This is a genomic window from Dactylosporangium maewongense (assembly GCF_039531485.1).
Classification (GTDB): domain Bacteria; phylum Actinomycetota; class Actinomycetes; order Mycobacteriales; family Micromonosporaceae; genus Dactylosporangium; species Dactylosporangium maewongense.
In genome coordinates, this window is sequence record NZ_BAAAQD010000034.1 from 18,609 (window position 1) to 35,830 (window position 17,222).

At 72.6% G+C, this 17,222-nt stretch carries 11 protein-coding genes; 5 read left to right on the forward strand and 6 right to left on the reverse strand.

Annotated elements, in window-relative coordinates:
- Positions 1-2: 2 nt before the first annotated feature.
- Positions 3-1,274: a L,D-transpeptidase gene (locus ABD332_RS50630; RefSeq protein WP_344512652.1), complete on the reverse strand. Its 1,272-nt coding sequence runs from the start codon at positions 1,272-1,274 to the stop codon at positions 3-5.
- 132 nt (positions 1,275-1,406) lie between these two features.
- Here ABD332_RS50630 and ABD332_RS50635 point away from each other — a divergent pair, with 132 nt between their 5' ends.
- Both ABD332_RS50635 and ABD332_RS50640 read left to right on the forward strand, forming a co-directional pair.
- Positions 1,407-2,426 carry a coiled-coil domain-containing protein gene (locus tag ABD332_RS50635; protein WP_344512653.1) on the forward strand — a complete coding sequence of 340 codons (1,020 nt, stop codon included), beginning with the start codon at positions 1,407-1,409 and terminating at the stop codon, positions 2,424-2,426.
- Positions 2,427-2,553: 127 nt separating this feature from the next.
- Positions 2,554-4,491 (forward strand): putative bifunctional diguanylate cyclase/phosphodiesterase, encoded by a 1,938-nt coding sequence (locus ABD332_RS50640; RefSeq protein WP_344512655.1) that lies wholly within the window; start codon positions 2,554-2,556, stop codon positions 4,489-4,491.
- A gap of 167 nt (positions 4,492-4,658) precedes the next feature.
- On the opposite strand, the gene ABD332_RS50645 is transcribed toward ABD332_RS50640, so the two are convergent.
- Positions 4,659-5,441 carry a polyprenol monophosphomannose synthase gene (locus ABD332_RS50645; protein ID WP_344512657.1) on the reverse strand — a complete coding sequence of 261 codons (783 nt, stop codon included), beginning with the start codon at positions 5,439-5,441 and terminating at the stop codon, positions 4,659-4,661.
- 87 nt (positions 5,442-5,528) lie between these two features.
- A complete protein-coding gene (locus tag ABD332_RS50650; RefSeq protein WP_344512659.1) occupies positions 5,529-6,602 on the reverse strand; it encodes a calcium:cation antiporter in 1,074 nt (357 codons plus the stop codon).
- A gap of 112 nt (positions 6,603-6,714) precedes the next feature.
- On the opposite strand from ABD332_RS50650, the gene ABD332_RS50655 reads away from it, so the two are divergent.
- From ABD332_RS50655 to ABD332_RS50665, 3 genes are all read left to right on the forward strand, one after another.
- A complete protein-coding gene (locus tag ABD332_RS50655) occupies positions 6,715-8,163 on the forward strand; it encodes an NCS2 family permease (protein WP_344512661.1) in 1,449 nt (482 codons plus the stop codon).
- Between the two features lie 173 nt (positions 8,164-8,336).
- Positions 8,337-11,651, forward strand: a complete 3,315-nt coding sequence (locus ABD332_RS50660; RefSeq protein ID WP_344512663.1) for a family 78 glycoside hydrolase catalytic domain — start codon at positions 8,337-8,339, stop codon at positions 11,649-11,651.
- Between the two features lie 72 nt (positions 11,652-11,723).
- A complete protein-coding gene (locus ABD332_RS50665; RefSeq protein ID WP_344512665.1) occupies positions 11,724-14,924 on the forward strand; it encodes an ATP-binding protein in 3,201 nt (1,066 codons plus the stop codon).
- Here the strand turns inward: ABD332_RS50665 and ABD332_RS50670 are convergent.
- From ABD332_RS50670 to ABD332_RS50680, 3 genes are all read right to left on the reverse strand, one after another.
- On the reverse strand, positions 14,902-15,681 hold the full coding sequence (locus ABD332_RS50670; protein ID WP_344512666.1) for an ABC transporter permease: 780 nt from the start codon (positions 15,679-15,681) through the stop codon (positions 14,902-14,904). The two genes, ABD332_RS50665 and ABD332_RS50670, sit on opposite strands and share 23 nt — an antisense overlap.
- Entirely contained in the window at positions 15,678-16,670 is a 993-nt protein-coding gene (locus ABD332_RS50675; RefSeq protein ID WP_344512668.1) for an ATP-binding cassette domain-containing protein, read from the reverse strand. Before ABD332_RS50675 ends, ABD332_RS50670 begins: the two co-directional genes overlap by 4 nt.
- Positions 16,671-16,771: 101 nt before the next feature.
- Positions 16,772-17,047, reverse strand: coding sequence for a hypothetical protein (locus tag ABD332_RS50680; RefSeq protein WP_344512670.1), 276 nt, complete (start codon positions 17,045-17,047; stop codon positions 16,772-16,774).
- Positions 17,048-17,222: the final 175 nt, after the last annotated feature.

Below are 17,222 nucleotides of genomic sequence, written 5' to 3' on the forward strand. Positions count from 1 at the left end.
CCTCAGCCGGCCGAGGGCGACGGTGACGCCGAAGCCGATGCCGATGCGGAGGCCGACGGGGCGACGTACGGCACGGCGCTGCCCTTGACGTACTGGTCCCAGCTCGTCGACCAGTCCGTCCAGCCGTTGCCCCACTTCACCTGCTCCTCGGTGCCCTTGATGATCACCGGGTCGCCGATGCGGGTCTGCTTCCACAGCCACTCCGCGTGCGCGGCGGAGATGTTGGTGCAGCCGTGGGACACGTTGCGCTTGCCCTGGTCGCCCTCGGACCACGGGGCCGAGTGGATGTACTCGCCGTCCCAGGTGAGCCGCTGCGGCCAGTACACCTTGGTGCGGTAGCCCGCGGCGGAGTCGGCCGGGACGCCGTAGGTGGAGGAGTCGAACCACTCCCACTCGTTCTTGATCATGACGATGAAGTTGCCGCTGGCCGACGGGTTCTTCGGGCGGCCGAGGCTCACCGGGATGGTCCGCAGCAGCTGGCCGTCCTGCGTGACGGTCATCTGCTTGGTGGCGTTGTCGACCTCCATGACGAACTTCGGCCCGACCGTCGCGGTGAACGACACGTCGCGCTCGCCCCACCACTTGCCGTCCAGGTTCGTGCCGCCGGTGCGCGCGTTGACCTGGAGCTTCGTGCCGGTCTGCCAGTACTCCTTCGGGCGGAAGTGCAGCTCCTTGCCGGTGAACCAGTTGAAGGCGCCCTCCTGCGGCGGGTCGCTGATCACCTGGATGCGCTGCTGCACGGCGGCGCGCTGGGCCGGCGCGACGTCGACACCGAACGTGATGATGACCGGCATCCCGACGCCGACGACCTGCTTGTCGTTGATGATGCTGGTGACCTTACCCAGCTTCGACGGCTTCGCCATGGTCGTGAACGCCGTCGTCGCCGTCGTCGGCTTGCCGTCCGTCGAGGTGGCGGTGACCGTCGCGGTGTACTTGGTGCCGTACTTGAGCTGCGCGGCCGGCTGCCACGCCTTGCCGTCGGCGCGGAGCGCACCGGCGACCTCCGCCCCGCCCGCGTCGGTGAGCTTCACGGTGACGTCCGCCGCGTTGGTGGCGGTGTACGCCAGGTCGACGGCGGTGGGCACGTTGGCGGCGCCGTCGGCCGGGCCGCTGATCGCGAGCTCCACCGGCAGCGCAGGCGCCTTCGGGCTCGCCGAGGCCTGCTGCTGCGTCTTGCTCGGGGACGCCTTGTCGGTGCAGGCGGTCAACAGCAGCGCCGCCGCGGCGACCAGCGCCGCGGCCGACCGCAGGCGCGGGAGTGTGGTGTGCGTCATCGAGGGGCAGGTTACCCTGGCGCGTCCACCCGTACGACCCCCGGGCGGCGGACGTAAAACCGCTGTATGACCGACATTTCGGTGTTTTTGCGCCGAGTGGCGCCGTCCGGGCGGATGGCTATGCTGGCGACGATGCTGACGCTTCCGACCGGGCGCCTGCCCAGGTTTCTGATGCTGCTGCTGGCCACCGTGATCGTGGGGGTGGTCTGGGTCGCCGACCCCGCTTCCGCGGAGCCGGGCGAGGACGGCGGGCAGAATCTCACCGTCCGCCAGGCGCTCGACAAGGCCAACGCCGAGTACAACGACGCCAAGGGCCGCCTCGACAAGTCCGTCGCCGACGAGGCCGCCGTCAACGGGCAGCTGGCGGCGACGCAGACCCAGGTCGGCGAGCTGGAGGCGGCGGCCGGATCGGTGGCCAACGCCGCCTACCGCGGGCGCCGGATCAGCCTGACCAACGTGGTCCTCGCCGGCGACTCGCCGGAGGCCACCATCCACGGCATGACCACGGTGCAGTACATGCTGTACCGCGACGACAAGTCACTGCGCGAGCTGGCCGAGACGCGCAAGAAGCTGGAGCAGCAGAAGGCGGACATCGCCGCGGCGATCGCCAACCAGCAGGCCCAGCTGAAGATCATGGAGACGAACAAGAAGGCCGCCGAGGACGCCCTGAAGAAGGCGGGCGGCGGGGGCACCGTGACCGGCGCGCCGGGCGGCGGCAAGGTCACCACCAACCCGGTCGGCCGCAACGGCGACGGCTCCTACTCCAGCCAGGGCTGCACCCAGGACGACCCGACCACGACCGGGTGCATCAGCCCGCGGATGCTCAACGCCTACAACGAGGCGCGCAAAGCGGGCTACACCCACTACACGTCCTGCTTCCGCAGCGGCGGGGGCGGTGACCACCCGGCCGGCAAGGCCTGCGACTTCTCCGCCAACGCCAAGACCTTCGTCAACGCCCGCGCCACCGGCGCCGACCAGCAGTACGGCGACGCCCTGGCCGCCTGGTGCGTCGCCAACGCGAAGAACCTCGGCGTCAAGTACGTCATCTGGTACAAGCGGATCTGGCAGCCGAGCAGCGGCTGGAAGTCCTACGGCGGCGACGGCACCCCCGCCGGCGACCACTACAACCACGTGCACCTCTCGATGCAGTAGGGCATCCCCCTCCACGCAACCGGTTTGCTCCTGGCCCTATGGATCAGGTGCGGGCACCGGGTGCCGATGGCAGGATCGGCGCTTCGGGCGATGGAGCAGCCGGACCGTTGGACAGGGGGAGCGTGGCGTGCGACGACCAACCGGACTGCTCCGGCGCGGTGCCGTGGTCGGCCTCGCCGCCGTCCTGCTCGGCCTGACCGGCGTCAGCGTCGTCGGCACGAACCGCACCCGCGCCTCCGCGAACGCCGCCGTCCACGCGACGGCGCTCGCCGCCGCGTACGACCTGGCCGACGACGCCGTCGCCCTGGAGAAGATCGCCGACCAGCAGTACCGCCTCGAACCCGGCGTGGCGGCCCGGGAGCTGCACCGCGGCGCGGCCGGCGCGCTCGACGTGGCGCTGCACGACGTCGAGCAGCGCGGCGGGGCCGAGGACCGGGCGCTCGCCGCCCGGGTGCGGGAGCTGCACGCGACCTACCTGACCGCGGTCGCGCGGGTGTTCGAGGCCGCCGACCGTGGCGACACCGCGGGTGCGGCCCGCATCGACGAGGCGGACGTCGACCCGGTCGCGGACCAGATCGGTGCCCTCGTCCACACCGCCACCACCGCCAGCGCGGCCGAGGCGGCCCAGGCGATGCGCGACCTGCACCGCGTCGAGGGCGTCGTCTTCACCGCCACGACCGGCACGTTCGGCGTCGGGCTGGCGCTGCTGGTCGTGTTCGGCGTCATCGCCGGCGGCTACCAGCGCCGCCTCGTGCGGCACGCCGCCGAGCACAAGTACCACGCGTCGCACGACGCGCTGACCGGCCTGCCCAACCGGACGCTCTTCACCGAACGCACCGGCGACGCGCTGCGCTCGCCCGACTCGGCGCTCGCCGTCCTGCTGCTGGACCTCGACCGGTTCAAGGAGGTCAACGACACCCTCGGTCACCAGTACGGCGACGAGCTGCTGCGGCAGGTCGCGGTCCGCACCACCGGGGCGTTGCGCGCCGGGGACGTCGTCGCGCGGCTGTCCGGCGACGAGTTCGCGGTGCTGCTGCCCGGCGCGTCCGCCGCCGACGCCGCGGCGCTGGCCACCCGGTTGCAGGGCGAGCTGCACCGCACCTTCACGCTCGACGACGTCGCCGTCGACGTGGAGGTCAGCATCGGCATCGCCGTGGCGCCCGAGCACGCGAGCGACACCGACGCGCTGCTGCGCTGCGCCGACATCGCCATGTACGCGGCGAAGGACAGCAAGACCGGTGCCACCCTGTACCGGCCGAACATGCACATCGAGGACGGCAACCGGCTGCTGCTGCTCGGCGACCTGCGCCGCGCCCTCGACGTCACCGACCAGCTCACCCTGCACTACCAGCCGAAGATCCGGCTGGACGACGGCCGCCCGTCGGGTGCGGAGGCGCTCGTGCGGTGGGCGCACCCGACACGCGGGCAGATCCCGCCCGCGGAGTTCATCCCGGTCGCGGAGAGCACCGGTCTCATCACCCGGCTCACCCTGTACGTGCTGCGCCTCGCCGTCGCGCAGGCCCGCGCCTGGCTCGACGACGGTCTCGTCGTGCCGATCGCCGTCAACCTGTCGCCGCGCTGCCTGCTGGACCCCGACCTGGTCGGCCACGTGACGCGGCTGCTGGACGAGCACGACCTGCCCGCCGGCCTGCTGCGCCTCGAGGTGACCGAGACCGCCGTCATGGCGAACCCGGCCCTCGCCACCGAGACGCTCGTCGCCCTGCACCGCCTCGGCGTGCGGCTGTCGATCGACGACTACGGCACCGGGTACTCCTCGATGGCGTACCTCAAGAGCCTGCCCGTCGACGAGCTGAAGGTCGACCGCACGTTCGTCATGCACATGGACGACGACCCGGAGGACGCGGTGCTGGTCCGCGGCGCGATCGAGCTCGGCCACAACCTGGGCATGTCGGTCGTCGCGGAGGGCGTCGAGGGCGCCGCGCACGTCGCCGCGCTGCAGGAGCTCGGCTGCGACGTCGCGCAGGGCTACCACTACGCCCGCCCGATGCCACCGGGCGAGCTGACCGCCTGGCTGAAGACCAGCTCGCTCCCGGTGTCCGCTTAGGGCCTGTTTCATAAGGGGGGTCGAGGCGAGGCGAGGTCCAGGCGTCGATCTGGGGCCGCGACGGGCGCGCCCGGATACCGGTGTTGTATCCGGGTGTGACCGACGTGGTTCCAGGCGGCGTCTGGGCCCGCCGCAGCCCGGCCATCCCTTATGAAACAGGTCCTAAGTCAGCCGGCCGGCCGGCGGCGCTGGATCTTGCGGTGCCGCAGGCGCAGCTTGAACGGCATCGTCGCGCTCTCGATCTTCGTGGCCGTGGTCATCTTCGACACGCCGTCGGTGCGCTCCTCGAAGCGGATCGGCACCTCGATGATGGTCTGCCCGAGCTTGGTCGCCAGGAAGTGCATCTCGACCTGGAAGCTGTAGCCGTTGGACTGGACCCGGTCCAGGCCGATCGCCTCCAGCGCGTCCACCCGCCAGATCTTGAACCCGGCGGTCAGGTCCCGGATCCGCACCTGCAGCAGGGTGTGCACGTACAGGTTGGCCCAGCCGCTGAGCGCCCGCCGGTACAGCGGCCACTTCTCGTCGAGCTGCCCGCCGGGCACGTAGCGTGAGCCGATGACCACACCGGCGTTGGTGGACAGCAGTGCCCCGAGCATGCCGGGCAGCGCCTCCGGCGGGTGCGACAGGTCGGCGTCCATCTGCGCGACGAACTTGGCGCCGTCCGCGATCGCGTGGCCGATGCCGTCGACGTACGCCCTGCCGAGGCCCTCCTTGCCGGGCCGGTGCAGCACCCGGATCCGCCCGGGGTGCTCGACGGCGAGCTTCTCCGCGACCTCGCCGGTGCCGTCCGGGGAGTTGTCGTCGGCGACGAGGATGCTCAGCCCCGGCAGCGGCAGGGCGAGCAGCCGCTCGACCAGCCGTGGCAGGTTGCCCGCCTCGTTGTAGGTCGGGACGACGACGGTCAGGGGCTCGTCACACCACGGAGACGGCAGCCGCACTGGTTCGATCATTCCCGACCTTCCTCGATTACTGACAATGTCAGACAAGAGGGTATCCGCGTCCGCCCCACCGCCCGTGCACCGGCCCCTCGCCGGTCGTCATGGGCTGGCGGCGAGGAAGAGGAAGGCGGCACAGATCGACAGGTGCACCGCCGCCTGCAGCAGGGTCGCGCGGCCCGGCATGACGGTGAGGATACCGACACCCGCGGTGAGGGTGAGCAGCACGATCTGGGTGGCGCCGAGGCCGAGGACCAGCGGGCCGCTGAGCCAGATCGAGGCGAGCGCGATCGACGGGATCGTCAGCCCGATGCTGGCGATCGCCGACCCGAGGGCCAGGTTGAGGCTGATCTGCACCAGGTCGCGGCGAGCGTTGCGGACCGCCGCGAGGGTCTCCGGCAGCAGGATCAGCACGGCTATGACGACCCCGACGAACGACTGGGGGAGCCCGGCCCGCGCGACGCCGGCCTCGATCGTGCCCGACTCCACCTTCGCCAGGCCGACCACCGACACCAGCGCGACGACCAGCAGCACGAGGCTGGTGAGCGCCTGACGCGGCGCAGGAGCCGCCGCGTGCTCGTCCTCGGCGTCGTTGACCGGCAGGAAGCTCTCGCGGTGCCGCACGTTCTGGACGAGCACGAACAGCGCGTACAGGGCGAGCGACGCGACCGCCGCGAACGCCAGCTGCGGACCGGTGAACTGCGGCGCCGGCGCGCTGGTGGTGAACGTCGGCAGGACCAGGCTGAGGGTCGCGAGGGTGATGACCGCGGCGAGCGCGGCGCCCGTCCCCTCGGCGTTGAACACCGCGATGCGGGTGCGCAGCGCCGCGACCAGCAGTGACAGCCCAACGATGCCGTTGCAGGTGATCATCACGGCGGCGAAGACGGTGTCGCGGGCCAGGGTCTCCGTGCCGGAACCGCCGGTCACCATCAGGGTGATGATCAGGCCGACCTCGATGACGGTCACCGCGACGGCGAGGATGAGCGCGCCGAACGGCTCCCCGACCCGGTGGGCGACGACCTCCGCGTGATGCACCGCGGCCAGTACGGACCCTGCCAGGAGCGCCACCACGACGACCTCGACGGGGATCGGTATGTCGCGCCCCCACACCGCGACGAGGACCGCGAGGGCGAACGGCGGCAGGACCAGGGCGGAGCGGTTCAGAGAAGTGCGCACGCGCGCATCTGACCGCCGTCGCACGCACGAAACATGCCTGACCTTGATTCCGGCCGTACAGATGGGATCATCGCGCGTCGGGGGGTCAGGACCAGTTCCAGGGAGGCAATACATGGACACGACCCGCGCGGAGCCGCGCAACGGCTTCGACCGGTTCTTCGAGATCAGTGCGCGAGGCTCGACGATGAGCCGCGAGATCCGCGGCGGTCTCGCGACGTTCTTCACGATGGCCTACATCGTCGTGCTCAACCCCCTCATCCTCGGCAGCGGTGTCGACAGCACCGGCGGCAAGCTCGCCATCGCCGCGGTCGCCTCGGCGACGGCGCTCGTCGCCGGGGTCGTGACGATCCTGATGGGCGTCGTCGCCCGCTTCCCCCTCGCGCTCGCCGCCGGCCTGGGCGTCAACGCGCTCGTGGCCTTCGAGATCGCACCCCACATGACCTGGGCCGACGCGATGGGCCTGGTCGTGATCGAGGGCGTGCTCATCGGTATCCTGGTGCTGACCGGGCTCCGGGAGGCGGTGTTCCGGGCCGTACCGACGCAGCTGAAGACCGCCATCGGCGTCGGCATCGGGCTGTTCCTGGCGCTCATCGGCTTCGTCGACGCGGGCTTCGTGCGGCGCGTGCCGGACATGGCCAACACCACCGTCCCGGTCGGCCTCGGCATCGGCGGCAAGCTGATCAGCTGGCCCGCGCTCGCGTTCGGCGTCGGTCTGCTGCTCACCGTCGTGCTTGTGGTGCGCAAGGTGCGCGGCGCGATCCTCATCGGCATCCTCGCCTCCACGGTCCTCGCCATCGTCATCGAGGCGATCGCGAAGGCCGGCCCGTCGTTCGTGGACGACAAGCCCAACCCGAAGGGCTGGAGCCTCAACGTCCCCGTCGTGCCGGACAAGATCATCGACAAGCCCGACCTGTCCCTGCTGGGCCACTTCAACGTCCTGCACTCCTGGCAGACCGCCGGCGTCCTGATCGTGATCATGTTCGTGTTCACCCTGCTGATCACCGACTTCTTCGACACGATGGGCACGATGGTCGCGGTCGCCCAGGAGGGTGACATGCTCGACGAGCAGGGCATGCCGCCGCGCACCCGCGAGATCCTGCTCGTGGACTCCGTCGCCGCCGCCGCGGGCGGCGCGGCGAGCACGTCCAGCAACACCACCTACATCGAGAGCGCCGCCGGCGTCGCCGAGGGCGCCCGCACCGGCGTGGCGAGCCTGGTCACCGGTGGGCTGTTCCTCGTCGCGATGTTCTTCGCGCCGCTGGTGACGGTGGTGCCCTTCGAGGCGGCGTCGGTCGCCCTCGTCGTCGTCGGCTTCCTCATGATGACCACGGTCCGCTCCATCGACTGGTCGGACTACGAGATCGCCCTGCCGGCGTTCCTCACCATCATCCTCATGCCGTTCACGTACTCCATCTCCAACGGCATCGGCGCCGGCGTCGTCTCCTTCGTCGTCATCAAGCTCGCCGCCGGCAAGGCCCGCGACGTCCACCCGCTGCTCTACGGCGTCGCGGTCATGTTCATCGTCTACTTCCTCCGTGGCCCGCTGGAGCTGCTCGTCTGAACGCCCGTGAGGGGTGCCCCGGCACCCCTCACCGCGTACAGGCGTCCGCCCCCTTGAGTGGGAGCGCTGTGCGCCGATACAGTGAGAGTCATCGAATGATTGAAACGTTTTAACGACTTCGATCGACCCCGTGTCACCGCCATGACACGGTTCCCAGAAAGGGGCACAGCATCGTGCACGGTTCGCTGCACCCTGCCCGCCGCCGGTTCCCGCGCGGCCTGCTCGCCGGCGCCCTCGTCCCAGCCGTCCTGCTCGCCGCCCTGGCCGCCGCCCTCAGCACCGCCCGGCCGGCCGCCGCCGCGGCCGGGATCTCCGCCAGCGACCTGCGCGTGGACAACACCACCGACCCGCTCGGCATCGACAACCCCCAGCCGAGCCTCAGCTGGAAGCTCACCTCCGCCGTCAACGGCGAACGGCAGACCGCCTACCGCATCCTCGTGGCCACCGCCGCGGGCAGGCTGACCCCGGGCGCCGCCGACGTCTGGGACAGCGGCACGGTCAGCAGCGGCGAGTCGGTCGCGATCCCCTACGGCGGACCGGCGCTGCGGTCCACGCAGACCTACCACTGGAGCGTGCAGGTCTGGGACGCGGCGGGATCACCGTCGGCGTGGAGCGCCCCCGCGCGATGGGAGATGGGCCTGCTCACCGCCGCGGACTGGCAGGGGGCGCAGTGGATCAGCCCGGACACCGGTACACCGGACGCGCCGATCCTCAGGACCGGCTTCACCCTTCCGGCGAAGACCGTCGCCAAGGCCCGGGCGCACGTCTACGGCCTCGGCTTCTTCGAGCTGCGGCTCAACGGCGGCAAGGTCGGCGACCACGTGCTGAGCCCCGCCAGCACGCCGTACACCCAGCGCAACCTCTACACGACCTTCGACGTCACGGGATCCGTGCAGGCCGGTGCCAACGCCGTCGGCGTGTGGCTCGGCAACGGCTACGGCCCGCGGTTCAGCCAGTACGGTTTCCGCTGGACCGGGCCGAAGCAGGCGATCGTGCTGCTCGACGTCACGTTCGCCGACGGGACCCGGCAGGCCGTCACCAGCGACCCGGCGTGGAAGTGGTCGACCGGGCCGATCACCGCCGACGACCTGTACGCCGGCGAGACCTACGACGCCCGGCTGGAGAAGCCCGGCTGGGACCGGGCCGGCTACCAGGACGCGGGCTGGCGGCCGGTGCGGACGGTCGCCGCGCCGTCGAGCCGTCTGGCCGCCGCGACCCTGCCGCCGGTCCGGGTCGTGGGCACCGTCCAGCCGGTGCGGCTCACCCAGCCGCAGCCCGGCGTGTACGTCTACGACCTCGGGCAGAACATCGCCGGCTGGCAACGCCTGCGGGTGCGGGGCGAGGCCGGCGCGACCGTCCGGATGCGAACGGCCGAGGAGGTGAACGCCGACGGGACCCTCGACACCGCGACCAACCGCAACGCCGCGAGCACGGACACGTTCGTCCTGGCCGGCACCGGTGGCGTCGAGACCTACGAGCCGAGGTTCACCTACCACGGTTTCCGGTACGTCGAGGTGACCGGATTCCCGGGGACCCCGGCCCTGGACAGCCTCGACGGGCGGGTCGTGCACGCGGACGTCGCGTCCACCGGCACGTTCTCGTCGTCGAACGCGCTGCTGAACCGCATCTGGCAGAACAACCGGTGGGGCATCCTCAACAACTCGATGAGCGTCCCGACCGACACCCCCGTCCGCGACGAACGGACCCCGCCAGGCATGGACGTCCAGGCGTACTCCGACGCGTCGACCCGGGAGTTCGGGATGGACGCCTTCTACGCCAAGTACCTCGCCGACATGCCGCCGGGCACCGCGCTGCCCAGCGACGCCCACAACGCGCAGCAGCCCGACATGGGCGGCAACCAGATCACCCTGGCGTGGACGCTGTACGAGCAGTACGGCAACCGGGCCGTCCTGGCCGCCAACTATCCGTTGATGAAGACGTTCGTCGACACGAACGCCCGCAACCTGCCCGGCCACGTCTGGACGACCGGCTTCGGCGACTGGTGCCCGCCCGATCTCAGCGCCAACGCCAACGGCGGCCTGGGCAGCCCCGGCGCCGGCGCCTGCACCAGCGAGGTCTCGCTGGTGAACACGGCGCTGGCGTACCGGCAGGCGCTCACCGTCGCGAAGGCGGCGACCGCGCTCGGGCAGGCCGGCGACGCGACCCGCTACACCCAGCTCGCCGGCGACATCAAAGCGGCCTTCAACGCACGGTTCCTCAACGCCGACGGCGCCTCCTACAGCAGCGGCCGGCAGACGACCAGCGTGCTGCCGCTCGCCTTCGGGCTGGTCCCGGACGCGAACGTCACCGCGGTCGGGGCCCGGCTCGCCGACACGGTCCTCAACCGCAACGGGGGGCACCTCGCCACGGGGATCTTCGGCACGCGGTACCTCATGGACGCCCTCGCCGGCATCGGCCGCACCGACGTGGCGATGACGATCCTGAACCAGACGACCTACCCGGGCTTCGGCTTCGAGATCGGGATGGGGGCGACGAGCCCCTGGGAGCAGTGGATGTACCGGTCGTCGATGGAGACCCACGACCACGCGATGTTCGCGGGCATCAACGCGTCGCTCTACACCGTCCTCGCCGGCATCCGCCCGGGGTCACCGGCCTACCGCACCGTCGTCATCGACCCGCGGGTCCCGGCCGGGCTGCAGGCGGTCAGCGCGTCCATCGACACGGTGCGTGGCGTCGTCGCCTCGTCGTGGACGGTGTCGGGCCAGCAGATCACGATGGACGTGACCGTGCCGGTCGGGTCGGCGGCGACGGTGCACGTCCCGAACTTCGGCCGCGGCGCGACCACCGGCGGCGGGACGGTCGTCACCACCACGGGCACGGAGACGGTGTACTCGGTCGGTTCGGGACGGTGGCAGTTCACCGGAAGCCTCGGCCCGGCCGCCGGTCCGACGCTGCCCGGGACGTGGACGCAGTGCGCCGCCGAGACCGGGACGTGCCAGGTCACGGGCACCGCGACCGTCGCGTTCGGCGCGCAGGGGCAGTTCCGGTACCTGACCGTCACCGGCTCGACGCCGTGCACGAACACCGTGTTCGGCGACCCGGTCCCGAACGTGTCGAAGGCCTGCTTCACGCTGGGCCTGCCGGCCGCCGGGAACGGCTGGCAGCAGTGCGCGGCAGAGACCGGGACGTGCTCGTTCGCGGGGACCTCGACGGTGGCGTTCGGGGCGCAGGGGCAGTTCCGCCACCTGACCGTCACCGGCGGGACGGCCTGCACGAACGCGGTCTTCGGCGACCCGGCGCCCGGTGTGCAGAAGGCGTGCTTCCTGATCGCCCCACCGCCGTCGGCCACCACGTGGAACCCGTGCGCGGCCGAGTCGACGACGTGCGCGTTCACCGGGACCCGCCAGGTCGCGTACGGCGCCGCGGGACGGTACGCGTACCGCACCGTCACCGGCGGCACCCCGTGCACCAACGCGGTCTTCGGCGACCCGGTCCCCGGCACCCAGAAAACCTGCTACGTCCAGTGACCCGCGCCTGTCCCGCGTCGCGGCCCCGGGCACGGCGGAAACGCCGGGTGGGGCGGGCACTAGCCTGGGGCCGTGAGCGTCGAGCTGCGCCTGCTGTCGCGGGTCGCCTACCGTGGCCGGGACATCGTCGGGCCGCGGCAGTGCGGGCTGCTCGCGCTGCTGGCGGGGGAGCCGCGGACCGGCTGCGGCACCGCCAGGCTCGTCGACGGGCTGTGGCCCGACGAGCAGCCGGAGCACCCGGCGAAGGCGCTGCAGGTCGTCGTGTCGCGGGTGCGGGCGCAGGCCGGCGCCGACATCGTGGCCAGGACCGCGGGCGGATACCGGCTCGCGGTGCCGGCGCCGCTGCTGGACACCGAGGCGGTGCTGCTGCACGCGGCCGCCGCGGCGGACCTGGCCCGGGGCGGGGACCACGCCGGGGCGCTCGCCCGCGCGGAGGAAGGGCTCGCGCTGTGGGACGGCGCCGAGCCGGCCGACCCGGGCCTGGCCGACCCGCTGTCCGTCCTGCGTGCGGAGCGGGACCGGACGCGCCACGCGCTGCTCGCCGCGCGGGCGGTCGCGCTGTCCCGGCTCGGCCGGCACGCCGAGGCCGTCGGCCCGCTGACCGAGGCGGCCGCGCTGCGCCCGAAGGACGAGGCGGTCCTGCTCGAACTGCTGCGCGCCGAGGCGGCGACGGCCGGCACCGCGGCGGCGCTGGAGCGGTACGAGACCTACCGGGCCACGCTGCGCGACGAGCTCGGCGCCGACCCGGGCCCAGCCCTGCAGGACGTGCACCGGGGGCTGCTGCGCGACGAGGCACCCGCGGTGCGGCGCGGCGTCCCGCACGACCCCAACCCGCTGCTCGGCCGCGACGACGACATCGCCGCGGTCACGGAGCTGCTCGCCACGTCCCGGGTCGCGTCGGTCGTCGGGACCGGCGGGCTCGGCAAGACCCGGCTCGCGTACGCGGTCAGCCGCCAGGCCCGCCAGCCGGTCGTGCAGCTCGTCGCGCTCGCGGGCGTCGCCGCCGACGCGGACGTCGCCCCGGCGGTCGCGTCGGCGTTCGGCGTTGCCGCACCCGCCGACGGTCCCGGTGCGGCCGCCGCGATCGCCGCCGCCCTCGGCACCGGGCCGGCGCTGCTGGTGCTGGACAACTGCGAGCACGTGATCCGCGGCGCCGCCGACCTCGTCCGGGACCTCGTGGCCGCGACGGGCGACCTGCGGGTGCTGACCACCAGCCGGGCGCCGCTCGGGTTGTCCTCGGAGGTGGTGTACCCGCTGCCGGAGCTCGATCTGGCCACCACCGTCGAGCTGTTCGGGCAGCGGGCGAGGGCCGCCCGGCCCGGCGCGGACGTGCCCGGCGACGTGGTGCGGCAGCTGTGCGCGCGCCTGGACGGGCTGCCGCTCGCGGTCGAGCTCGCCGCCGCCCGCGTGCGGGTCATGTCGGTGACCGAGATGGCCCGCCGCCTCGACGACCGGCTGGCCCTGCTGCGCGGCGGGGCGAGGGACGCGCCGCCGCGGCACCACACGCTGCACGCCGTCATCGACTGGAGCTGGAACCTGCTCACCGAGCCCGACCGGGCGGCGATGCGCGCCCTGTCCGTGTTCCCCGGCGGGTTCACCGCCGGCGCGGCCCGGCACGTCCTCGCCGAAGCCGAAGCCGAAGCCGAAGGCGAAGCCGAAGGCGAATCCGAAGGCGGCGACGACGTCCTGCTGGCGCTCACGCAGCTCGCCGACCAGTCGCTGCTGAAGGTCACCGACACGCCGTTCGGCACCAGGTTCCGGATGCTGGAGACGGTGCGGGAGTTCAGCACCGCGCACCGGGAGCGGGCGGGCGGGACCGGTCGCGCCGTCGACGGGCTGCTCGCGTGGGCGGGGGAGTTCGGCGTCGCGCACGCCGGAGCGGTCTTCGGCACGGACCTCGTCAGGGAGGTCGAGCGGGTCCGCGCCGAGCAGGACAATCTCGTCCTCGCCCTGCGCCACGCCGTCGACCGAGCCGATGGTCCCGCCGTCGCCGCCGCGGCAGGTGTACTGGCGGCGCTGTGGACCGTCGAGGGCAGTTTCGTGCGGATGACGGCCCTGGCCCGCGACGTCGAATGGGTCATGTCGCACGTGCGGCCCGCACCCGCGCTGGTCGAGGTGGCCCGCACCGCGGCGCTGCTGTGCGCGATGAACGACTTCCTCATGCGAGGGCCGATGCCGGGCCGGTTCCTCGTCGCCCTGCGCCGGCTGCCGCCCACGACGCCGGACACGCTGATCGGCGCGGCCGACGCGGTCCGGCGCGCCATGACGCGCGACGAGGCCGCGCTGTGGGCGCTCTGCGACAGCGACGAGCCGCTGCTGGCCGGGATCGCGTACGGCGCCGCCAGCTACCTGTGCGAGCAGCGGCAGGACACCGATGGCGCGCTGCGGGCGGCCAGAAGGATGCTCGCGGTGCTCGGCACCCGCACGACCCCGCTGATGCGGGCCGTCGCGCACTCCCGCATCGGTGAGCTGCTCGTGGAGGTCGGCCGCGGCGAGGAGGCGGCGGCGCACCTCGCGGAGACGCTGGCGGTGCTGGACCAGCTGCGCCGGCCCGGCGTGCCGTCCAGCGCGTCGCGGGTCCGCGGTGCGATGGCCCTCGCGAGCCTGCAGCGCGGCGCCCTGGACGAGGCGGAGGACCTGCTCGAGCAGGCGGTGCAGAGCGCCCACGACCCGGGCGACGACCCGATGATGTTCGGCTCCGGGGTCCGCGCGGAGATCCTGATCGCCCGCGGCGACGTCGACGCCGGCCTCGCGCTGTGGCGCGAGGTCGTGGCCCGGCTCGACGCCGCCGAGGGTCAGGAGCTGCCGGGCTCGGCGGGCTGGGCGATGGAGGTGCGGGCCACCACGGTGATCGCGCACGCCCAGCACGGCCGGCTCGACCTCGTCCCGGCCATCGTCGACGGCCTGCCGGACCTCCTGGCGCGCCTGCTCGCGAGCTCCGGCACCGTCAACGCGGTCGGCGGCCCCGTGTACGGCGCGCTGCTGCTCGCCCTGGCCGTCGCCGACCTGGACCGCGGGCGGCGCACCGGCGACACCAGGGTCGCCTCGTGCGCGGCGCGGATGATCGCCCTGGCGGAGGCGTTCCGGTTCACGATGGGCTTCCAGCCGACGATGCACGCCGGCTACGCCCGCGACCTCGCGGAACAGGCCGACGCCGCCGAGTACGTCTCGGCGGCGTCGGACTACGCGGCGCTGGAGCGGGACGCGCTGCGGGAGGCCGCGTCGGCGGTCCTGCTGGCGCGCCGCGCGCTCATCGGCGCGGAGCGCGGTTGAACACGGACCGCGCCCACAGGTAGCCGACGGCGGAGAGCCCGACACACCAGGCGACCGCGATGCCGCCGCTGTCGCCGACGGGCGTGTCCATCAGCAGCGCCCGCAGCGTGTCGATGATCGGCGTGAAGGGCTCGTTGGCGGCGAACCAGCGCACCGCCCCCGACATCGACTCGGTCGTGACGAACGCGCTGCTGACGAACGGCAGCACCTGCACGAGCAGCAGGAAGCCCGTGGTGCCCTCGGGGGTGGGGGAGACCAGCCCGATCGCGACCGCCAGCCAGGTCAGCGCGAGGACCAGCAGCAGCACGAGACCGGCCGCGCCGAGCCACCGCAGCGGGTCGGTGGTGGGCCGGAACCCCATCAACAGCGCCACCCCGACGACGAGCGCCAGGCTCAGGAACGTGCGGATCGTGGCGGCCAGGACGTGCCCGGTCAGCACCGACTGCCGGGAGATCGGCATGGTGCGGAACCGGTCGATGATGCCCTCGGTCATGTCCTTGTTGACCGCCAGCGCCGTGGTCGAGGCGCCGTACCCGGCGGTCACCAGCAGGATGCCCGGCACGATGTAGTTGATGTAGGTGCTGCCACCGGCGATGCCCGCGTTGATCGCGCCGCCGAAGACCCCGACGAACAGCAGCAGGAGCAGCACCGGCACGAGCAGGGACGTGACCATCGAGGCGGGGTACCGCATCGTGTGCAGCAGGCTGCGGCGCAGCATCGTGGCGGAGTCGGTGACGGCGGTGGTCATGGTGCTCATCGGGCGCCTTCCTTCGCGGCGGTGGTTGCGGTGGGCTGGTCCCCGGTCCGGCTGCTCTGGTGGCCGGTCAGGGCGAAGAACACGTCGTCGAGGTCCGGCGTGTGCACGGACAGGTCGGCGACGGGCACGGAGGCGGCGTCGAGCCGGTCCAGCAGCACCCGCAGCGAGGAGACGCCGCCGTCGCCCGGCACGCGCAGCGCCAGCTCCTCGTCGTCCCGCGCCGAGCCCGCGAACAGCCGCGCGGCGGTGTCCAGGTCCTCGGCGGTGTCGAACCGCACCCGGATGTGCCCGCCGGGGATCTGCCGCTTGAGCTGCTCGGCGGTGCCGGTGGCCACGATCCGCCCGCCGTCGAGCACCGCGATGCGGTCGGCGAGCTGGTCGGCCTCGTCGAGGTACTGCGTGGTCAGGAACACCGTGACCCCGTCGGCGACGAGCCTGCGGATGATCTGCCACATGGTCCGGCGGCTGCGCGGGTCGAGCCCGGTGGTGGGCTCGTCGAGGAAGATGACGCTCGGGTCGCCGACCAGCGTCATCGCCAGGTCGAGCCGGCGCCGCATGCCGCCGGAGTAGGTCGCGGCGGCCTTCTTCGCCGCGTCGACCAGGTCGAACCGCTCCAGCAGGTCGGCGACCCGCCGCCGGCCGCCGGCCCGGCCGAGGTGGTGCAGGGCCGCCATGAGCGCGAGGTTCTCCTCGCCGGTGAGCAGCCCGTCGACCGCCGAGAACTGCCCGGTGACCCCGATCGCGGCGCGCACCGCGCCGGCCTCGCGGACCACGTCGTGCCCGGCGACGGACGCCTGCCCGCCGTCGGCGCCGATGAGCGTCGACAGGATGCGCACCGTCGTCGTCTTGCCGGACCCGTTCGGCCCCAGCAACGAGAAGACCGTCCCACGCGGGACCTCCAGGTCGATTCCGTCGAGCACGACGTGGTCACCGAACGACTTGCGCAACCCGGTAGCCACGATCGCCGACGGGGACGGGGTGGTAGCCACGTCCCTCCCTCCCAACCGCCGCTGTGACGCTGGTGCGCCACGACTGCGACGATCGTGCGGGCCGCGACCTTCACCGCGGTTTCACGGGCTTTCAGCGCCTTTCACCTCCGGGCGGTGCCCGCCACCACCCTCGTGGCCAGGTTGTTGCCGCCGCTCACGGTGCCGGTGACGGTGACCTGCATGCCGGTCTTCACCCCACTGAGCCCCCTGAGCCCTCCAAGCCCACCGGACCCGGCCGGGACGCCGTTGATCACGACGGCGGTGCCGGACGTCAGCGTGAACCTGACCGTCCTGGGCCGGCTGTCGCGGAACTTGTAGGCGCGGGTCACCACCAGCGACGCGTCGGCGGTGCGGACCGACGCGACGGTCCCGACCACGGACACCGCACCCGGTGCCGGTGTCACCCCCGCAGCCCGGGCTTCCCCCGGCGTCATGAACTGGCTTCCGGCGACCACGGCAGCGATCAGACCCGCGGTGCGGTGATGACGTCGTGACAAGGTTCCGCCTCCTGATGGTGTGCCGGAACCGGTAGCGTCCCCGACCAGGGTTGCG